This window comes from Neobacillus drentensis, from assembly GCF_036962765.1.
In the GTDB taxonomy this organism is placed as follows: domain Bacteria; phylum Bacillota; class Bacilli; order Bacillales; family Cytobacillaceae; genus Neobacillus; species Neobacillus drentensis_C.
The window spans coordinates 21381-29758 of sequence record NZ_JBALOS010000140.1; the positions used below are offsets into that span (position 1 = coordinate 21381).

The window sequence follows — 8378 nt, forward strand, 5'->3', positions numbered from 1 at the left end:
ATATTGTTTAGTATGCTTTTTCTTTATAAAATGCTTGAAGTTGTTGGTCTCCGTTTTTTGCAGCAACCATGAGGCTCATAGTAAAGAGCATTGCGAAAGAACCAACAAATAAACCTGCGATAAAAATAAACATAGATACCCCTCCTATTTTATATTTCATAATTCGTCGGAAGGTGATCATATTCGGTATCTGGCTGGCTTAGTTTATTAAAACCTTAGCCCCTATAGCTTTGCGCCACCATCTTTCAATGGATTTGCCCTTATCGTACGAACTATGTGTCTAGACTATACCATAAATTACTATATATAGATAGTTCTATTAACACTTTAATAATAGAAACATAGACTTTAAGACTATTTATATCTACAATTCTAGGCACTTCGAACATTAATGAAACTGGTGTCTTTTTTTATTTTGACCAATACTAGACAACGAAAGTTAAATCCGAATTTTTAAATTTATATGTCTATATTTGATATTCCTAGACACCAGCACCTCTATAATCATTTCTTAAAATCTGATAAAATAGAATTTAACTAGTAATTTTTCCTAGGAGGATAGAAAAATAAGTTTCATAGATATCCCAAAAATCATATTTGATACAGCCACTTTACTTGCTATTATTGCAATTAATATGACTGTAATTGGTTTAACTTCGTTAGCGGAAACAAAGAAGATAATAGGAATAGATTACGGTAAGTTTCTTGTTAAAAAATATAGAATCCTAGGTAGTGTGAGAATATATGAAATGCTCGTCATGTTTGCAGTCATTAATGTATCATCCTTATTCTTTATGTTTATTCAGTTTTCTTCCTTTTCAATATCACGATGCTTAGTTGGATCACCAGCGTAAGTTAATAGATCCAGATTATAAATATCATATTGAGGGTATTTATTAACCAAATATTGAACAAAAATCCCGCAAATGAACCCTGCGCACCAGTAATGATTATTTTTTCCTTTTTCACCATCGTTTTCTCCTCTCTTTTAGTTTCAATAGTTTGTCTTTATACAAAGGACCTTCTATTAGGTTTATTACGTACTCTGTTTGTTATTGTTTTCGAATAATAAAAAAACAACCCCAATGTCGGGATTGTTTAGTAAACGCTTTCAATTTATTGTTGTATTTCAAGGAGTTGATCTCCCCTTTTAGCTGCAACCATAAGACTCATAATCGTAAGCATTGAGAAAGAACCAACAAATAAACCTGCAATAAAGATAACCATAGTGTAACCTCCCAGAGTATATTCATAATCCGTAGTAAGGTGATCATCATATTCGGTAACTGGCTGGCATAGTATGAGAAAACCTTAGCCCCTATAGTTTTGCGCCTCCACTTTTCAACGGGTTTGCCCTTTCGTACGAACTATGTGTTTATATTATCTTTATATTATAACAATAGTTACTAGTATTAAATAGACCTATTAACCTATTTATTATGATTATAAAGTGACATAACCAAACCACAAACAGATTCTCTTGGCGCAAAAGGTGATTTATGATTAAACGACTATTTTCAAAAATTTCTTAGAGCATCAATCCTAGCCATGAAATAATGCCCCTATGTAATCCTCTCTTCCAAACTGGCAGCTCTCTCAACATAACCACACTAAAAGACCCACCTTTATCTATTAAATTACAATCATGTTCGACATTATGGAGAATAATTTGTAGCTATTAATCGAACGATTTAAATATTACATTTCATCAACCCATGGTTTAATGATGATAAACAACATGATTCGGAATTGGAGTGATAAATATGACAGAGAAAGAAGATGGGAGAAATTTTGGTATTGGCTGCCTTTGGGGTGTCATTTTATCTATCCCTTTATGGATATTAGCCTATATTGTTGCTCGTAATATATTTCAATGAGGAGCGAATTGATGCTTGGTGAACAATATTGGATTGGTAGGCTTACATATTGCACCCTCCGGACATTAAGATTCTTTCCTATGAAGCACTTGTTTTATTTAATAATCCAAAAAGGGCCATAAATGTTGACACCTCACCAGTTAACCATTCTGTAACTCGTTATCTAAAAAAAATAGATTAGGTCTCACTGAGTAATCAATTGATCTACTATAAATAATTATCTAAATATTCGGTTTAATAATTGCGAGTTTCTACTTTTTCCACATCTGTTTTTGTCTATTATATAGTAAACAATACGATGATATTTAACCTTTAATATGTATATAGCCGAATTCATTAAAAGGGATTATTCCATTAAGGCTACGGTAATTTGAACCACTATTTCGAAAGCGTTTCCCAATGCATAAAAAAAATACACAAGAGTCTTCTACAACTACCAATAGGAGTGGATTTCATGAATGAGCAAGGGAATCTTTTAGTTGGAATTTTGTGGGGAATATCTCTAAGTGTTCCATTGTGGATTGCGTTTTTCGGTTGGATTAAATTAGTCTTTAATCTGATTTTGTAATAATCCTGATTTGTTGGAATCAATCAATAGGTTCCACTATGCTAATAATAAACAAGCGTAAAGTTCCTAACTAAATCAAGGACTTTTACGCTTGTTTATTTTCTATGAAATCTTATAAATATTAATATAAAAATGCTTATTTTAGAATCCCATTGAATTAAAATCCCCAATCTATGCAATTATCCTTTTTCTTTTTCGACGAATAATGAAAAAGGCTATTAATAAATCGATCAATGCTCCAACTGAGTCAAATAATACATCTCTGAACGAGGCCACTCTACCTGGCATAAAGGACTGGTGATATTCATCTGTCATGGCATAGAGAAAGGTAAGAAACCAAGCGAGAATGTAGGAATATCGATTGATTTCTAGGGATTTAAACAATAATAGCGCAAGGATCCCAAATACTATGATATGTGTAGCCTTTCTCACAATCAGGTTCAATATATTGATATCAGCACTGTCGGTGCGCGGGGTATTGATGGTATTATGTTCTGTTACCACTACTTTTTGAATCGCTTCTGAAGTATGTTCCCCTGTGAAATAAGGCAATTGTGTAAAGCAAAAGATGGAAGCCATCCAAACAATCTATGCAAGTGTCCACCACTTTCTCTTACTCAATAGCTCCCCCCTTTCTTGTTACTAATATGTGAAAAAGCAAACCTGGCTATTTAAGGAGACAAGGTTGCCTCTATTAAACTAATCTATAATCACATTGACTCTATTCATTACAGCTTGTTGGATGGAGGATAACATATTATCTAAAACCATTATTCCTGCATTATTTAAACAAGTCACAGAATATTCTCTTAGATGTTGATTTCTGATCCTTTAATAAGTTTCATTAAATCAACTGCAATCTTCTTTACTTGATCATTTTGGTAAGTATGATTCTCTTAGTCACTACACTCAATTGATTGAATAATGATAGAACGACTTGATAGGTTTCTAATTCTTCCCAATCAATTATTTTGCATAAATTATGTTGATCTAAATAATTGATTGTATTCTCATCCTCTTTCATCGACGGTCTGTTTAGAATTAACAGAGGAACGTTCGCACAGACTGATTCTCCATCCTGCTTTAGAAATCACCAAGTCTGATGCTGCAATATAGTTTTGAGATTCCAAATAATCACTAGATATTTGAAAGATATTGGGTAGATTTACTTGAACATTTGACGATACTAAGAAAACACAGTTAGGGCTATCTCAAATAGGAAATTGTCCGAGTGAACCTACACCAATTTTCATCCCAAGACCCAAGAATATTTTTTTCTTATTTTTATTAGGATTAACCAAGCGTTTAATTCTGTCAACTTCTTGTAAATCCAGTTCTCTTGAAAAAAATTCGTACGCATTAGCGCCCAAATCCCATTGTTCCTGACTTCCTGCTAAGGAGAAAAAGTAAGTCATTTTTTGATAGGCATTTTTATATGTTTTTAACTCAATATCATCAATTAACCCCTGATAAGCTGTATACCAAGTAAAGTTCGATATTCCTACAGACGGAATTCCCAAACTCTCAGCTGCTTCAAATGGCAAGGGGGAAATATCCGAGATGACTAAATCAACGTTATTTTGCCTTAAAAACTCTTGTTCTTGCTGAATATATTGCTCCCAATCAGCAATGAAACCTGTATATTCCTTGTGTAATAGACCTTTAACAGAAAAAATTGATTCTTTTTCTAGAAAATAGCCGATATCTGTTTGTTTTGATATTTCGATAGCTTACACTATCACTATTTAGAGATGCCTTAATAAACGAAAGAGCAAATGAATGACAAACAATAATTTTTACTTCAGATTCTTCAAGTAGTTTCCTAATAATGGCTATACTTCTTGAAGCATGCCCATATCCATAATCGGAAATATAGTAGGCAATGGTTGTCAATACGCTTCACCTCGAAAAACAAAAAAGATGGGAAAGAACTTGAGTTCTTTCCCTTATTATACATTAAAACTAATTTGCTTTTGACACTTTGATTTTTTAAAAAGGAACCTAGTAATGGTGACCAAACATTGGTTGTGCCTAAATTGGGTATAACTCTTCTTAACTAGATCTCTCATTCTGATAGTAGATTGGAGCTTCATTCTAAGAGGAGGCTATTTAGAAACTAGTAGGGCTACTATCCCTACAGGGATATCTATCAACTGGCAGGGACAAGCACCTCCACCACCCGCGCTCAAGCTAAAAAGAGACAGAGTTTGTCTTCGTCTCGCTTTAACCTTTAGTTGAGAAGGGGGCTGATCTTAGATTCCACCTTTGATTACAAATCTCGACACATATCGGGCGGTGACAGGCACCAATATCAACAGCTTCCTTCTTCAATTCAAACACCCCAATAAATAAAAAGGCTCATTTCTTAAAGTTTGTTGCTTCTGAGATAGAACAGTTCTCATATTCATCGGCTGTTTTAAGTCAAAGGTATAATGAAACTTTACTTCAATGAACCTAAGGGATTTTAGATAAAATTATTTTTCAAATACAACTATCTTTGAGAAAAAAGCCAATAAAAAAAGTATTTACACTCATTTTCTTTTATTTTTATAAACATTCTCTCTTTAAAACTATCCATTTCTTTGTTGTCTTTTTTAGGATGTAACTATTCCTTATAGTTAATATTTATTTCGATTCTACTAATGCTTGTTTCATACCCATTAAGATTCTTTTCCTGCCATCTCCAAGAATCCCTACACATTTCTTCAATTCCTCTTTTAGCAGTCCAACCCAGTTCATTTTTAGCTTTTGACGGGTCTGCATAACTAACTGCTACATCTCCAGGTCGTTGCTTAACAATCTTATAAGGGATTCTTACATTAGCTATTTTTTCAAAAACTGTTACAATCTCTAACACACTATAACCCGTTCCTGTCCCCAGATTAAAGGCATCCACACCATTAGAAGATATTACTCTCTCAAGTGCTTTTAAATGACCTAGTGCAAGGTCAACTACATGGATATAATCCCTTACACCTGAACCATCAACTGTTGGGTAATCACAACCAAACACTTGTAATTCTCTCCTTTTCCCCACAGCAACTTGAGTAATAAATGGCATTAAATTATTAGGAATACCGTTTGGATCTTCCCCAATCCTGCCACTCTCATGAGCTCCAATAGGATTAAAGTACCGCAATAAGGCAACACTCCAACTATCATCTGCTATATATAAATCCCGTAAGATTTCCTCTATCATAAGCTTAGTCCTGCCATATGGATTTGTTGCACTTAGTGGGAAATCTTCAGATATAGGTACTCGTTCAGGTATACCATACACGGTTGCAGAAGAACTGAAAACAAGATTTTTCACTCCATATTTCTTCATCACATCACACAGAATTAGCGTTCCAGTAATATTATTATGATAATAATGAAGGGGTATTGATAAGGATTCCCCAACCGCTTTTAATCCTGCAAAATGAATAACCGCTTCAATAGTATTGTTTGCAAACACATCCTCAAGACCGCTTCGATTAAGAAGGTCCACCTCGTAGAACCCAAAGTCTTTACCTGATATCTCTTTGACTCTATTTAACGATTCAGGTTTACTGTTAGAAAAATTATCTAAAACTATAATTTCATAGCCTGCTAATAGTAGTTCTATGCAAGTATGACTACCAATATATCCAGCACCGCCTGTTACTAAAATAGCCATTAAGTAAAACTCTCCTTTAATAAATACTTAATCGAATTCATAAGATGCAATTCAACAATTTATATGGAATAAATGCTCCTAAAAACATAGAAATCTATCCTATTATCAATGACAAAAAGGTCCACTTAAATTAGTAGACCCAAAATATTATTTACTATATACATAAACAGATTCTTCAATCTCATCCCACGTCAAAAGGATACGATGATTATCTTCTTCGACTAATTGAGTACCAGTTTGTACTTCAATAAATTCCAAGTCTATAACCGCTTTAACTGCATGTTTGGTACCCATTGGAATTTCTACTACATCGCCAGGCCTAATAACCTTAAATTCATTATTTATTAGAAGAACTCCTTCTCCATTTACGATAGTCCATACTTCTCGACGGTGATTATGATACTGATAGCTCAAATTTTTTCCTGCTGAAATATTAATTCTTTTCGTTAGTACTTCAGTTTGATCTTCATACTTAGTATGATCGAGTACTCGATACCAACCCCAACGTCGTTCTTCATACATTGGTCTTTGTTTCAGGTCTCCAATCAATTCTTTCACTCGAGGGCTTGCATCCTTGTCTGAAACCAATATTCCATCTGGACTTGCGGCAACAATGATATTTGATAAACCAAGTACTGAAATGGGAATATCTAATTCATTTATTATTTGTGTATTATAAGAATCATTACTTTTATTTGCTTTTCCAATAATTTCAGTTCCCATTTCTTCGGTTAAAGTATTCCAAGTGCCCAAATCTTTCCAATTCCCATCATAAGGAAGGGCAATAATATTGTTGGTTTTCTCAACCACTTCATAATCAAAACTAATTTTGGGTAGTAATGAATATTTAGCTAAGAGTTCTTCATAACTAGTAGGCAGACCTTTCTCCTCCAGCAAAGAAATAACCTTTTCTAATTTAAACGCAAATACTCCACAATTCCAAAGAGCCTGCTGTTCTAATAATAGTTTGGCATCTTCCGAATGTGGCTTTTCTTTGAAATGGCTAACCTTCACATAATCTTCACTGGAATGTTTAACATGTGGGACAATATATCCATACTTTTCAGAGGGAAATGTGGGATGAACTCCCATTAAAGCTATATCAGAATTAGAACGTTTAATTATATCCTCTAAATCTAGTAATCTAGCAAAAAATTTATCATCTACATATGGGTCAACTGGTAAAACCCCAACAACTTCGTCTCGTCCTGCATTCTCATGTGAATATAAATATGATGCTGCTAATGCTATAGCAGGAAAAGTATCTCTTCGTTCCGGTTCTACAATTAAAGAAACCTCTTTACCAATTTGACTTTGGATCATTTCTACCTGGGTTTTACTTGTAGCAATAACAGCAGATTGTGTAAGTCCTAACTTATCTAATTGGCTCCATACTCTTTGGACCATCGATTGTAAATTGTTATCTTCATCACGTAATACTTTTAAAAATTGTTTTGACCTTGCATCATTTGACAAAGGCCATAAACGCTTGCCTGATCCACCTGATAGTAATACTAGTTTCATTGTAGTCCTCCTAAATAATTACAGTCTGTCTAATTGACAATTTTTAATAGTAACACTTAGTTCAGTTAAGAGACAGAAATTTTTATTAGTAAGCTTATCATTGAACCATTATTATAAATCCACAGTACAAATAAATAAAATTGTATCCATTTTGTGGATATAGTATCTAAAATCTAAAATACTTAGCTTTTTATTACTCATTGTACAAATTTAAGAAGCAATGATAGAATACTATAACGAGCATTAGATTAGTCATTAATCATAAAGATGTCCTCATAGTGCCGAAAAACCACATCTTTTGCATAATAATTATTATAAAATTTAATAGCCTCTTTTGATATTTTTTCGTTTAATTGAACATCACATAGTTTAGACAAAACATCAGGATAGTTATCAAAATTATTTTCTACAAGACAATTTACACCTTTTGTTACAGGTATACCTTCCACCCCGAAATCTGTAGCAATAACTGGAAGACCTTTTGCCATTGCTTCCAGGGTCTTGAGCTTTACACCACTTCCAAACATTAATGGTATAATCATTCCGCATGCTCCATTAAATACATCATCTAAAGTCTCTACATACCCCTTTATCTCAATATAACGATCATATTTTTTTGATAATTCGATAAGTTCAAGGCTGGGGTTTTTACCAATTATTATTAGTTTAAATTCAGGCAAAATCATAACAATATTTTCAATTTGTGTTTTTATAAATTGTGTGATTGATACATCATTATGAGGTATATTTA

The 8378-nt window shown here is 33.3% G+C and carries 7 protein-coding genes, 1 pseudogene and 2 riboswitches; all 8 genes and pseudogenes read right to left on the reverse strand.

Annotated features, from left to right (window positions below; all coding sequences use genetic code 11):
- Nucleotides 1-7 precede the first annotated feature (7 nt).
- Nucleotides 8-133: a DUF3789 domain-containing protein gene (locus tag V7137_RS17535; protein WP_335699286.1), complete on the reverse strand. Its 126-nt coding sequence runs from the start codon at nucleotides 131-133 to the stop codon at nucleotides 8-10.
- A gap of 49 nt (nucleotides 134-182) precedes the next feature.
- A riboswitch (cyclic di-GMP riboswitch) is annotated at nucleotides 183-269 on the reverse strand.
- Nucleotides 270-805: 536 nt separating this feature from the next.
- Nucleotides 806-972: pseudogene (locus V7137_RS17540) on the reverse strand (dTDP-glucose 4,6-dehydratase); the annotation flags it as partial.
- 306 nt (nucleotides 973-1278) lie between these two features.
- A riboswitch (cyclic di-GMP riboswitch) is annotated at nucleotides 1279-1365 on the reverse strand.
- A gap of 1251 nt (nucleotides 1366-2616) precedes the next feature.
- Nucleotides 2617-3024, reverse strand: a complete 408-nt coding sequence (locus V7137_RS17545) for a VanZ family protein (RefSeq protein WP_335699287.1) — start codon at nucleotides 3022-3024, stop codon at nucleotides 2617-2619.
- Nucleotides 3025-3656: 632 nt separating this feature from the next.
- A complete protein-coding gene (locus V7137_RS17550; protein WP_335699288.1) occupies nucleotides 3657-3989 on the reverse strand; it encodes a hypothetical protein in 333 nt (110 codons plus the stop codon).
- 118 nt (nucleotides 3990-4107) lie between these two features.
- The gene (locus V7137_RS17555) at nucleotides 4108-4338 is read right to left on the reverse strand and encodes a hypothetical protein (RefSeq protein WP_335699289.1); all 231 of its coding nucleotides are present in this window, start codon (nucleotides 4336-4338) and stop codon (nucleotides 4108-4110) included.
- A gap of 712 nt (nucleotides 4339-5050) precedes the next feature.
- Nucleotides 5051-6103 (reverse strand): UDP-glucose 4-epimerase GalE, encoded by a 1053-nt coding sequence (gene galE / locus V7137_RS17560; protein WP_335699290.1) that lies wholly within the window; start codon nucleotides 6101-6103, stop codon nucleotides 5051-5053.
- 147 nt (nucleotides 6104-6250) lie between these two features.
- The gene (locus tag V7137_RS17565; protein WP_335699291.1) at nucleotides 6251-7627 is read right to left on the reverse strand and encodes a sugar phosphate nucleotidyltransferase; all 1377 of its coding nucleotides are present in this window, start codon (nucleotides 7625-7627) and stop codon (nucleotides 6251-6253) included.
- Nucleotides 7628-7875: 248 nt separating this feature from the next.
- Nucleotides 7876-8378: glycosyltransferase family 4 protein (locus V7137_RS17570; RefSeq protein ID WP_335699292.1), on the reverse strand; the 503-nt coding region annotated here is incomplete at its 5' end.

Excerpts from the sequence above, each read along its gene's own strand:
- galE (WP_335699290.1), bottom strand. The coding sequence starts at position 6,103 with ATGGCTATTTTAGTAACAGGCGGTGCTGGATATATTGGTAGTCATACT.
- V7137_RS17565 (WP_335699291.1), bottom strand. The coding sequence starts at position 7,627 with ATGAAACTAGTATTACTATCAGGTGGATCAGGCAAGCGTTTATGGCCT.
- V7137_RS17535 (WP_335699286.1), bottom strand. The coding sequence starts at position 133 with ATGTTTATTTTTATCGCAGGTTTATTTGTTGGTTCTTTCGCAATGCTC.
- V7137_RS17545 (WP_335699287.1), bottom strand. The coding sequence starts at position 3,024 with ATGGCTTCCATCTTTTGCTTTACACAATTGCCTTATTTCACAGGGGAA.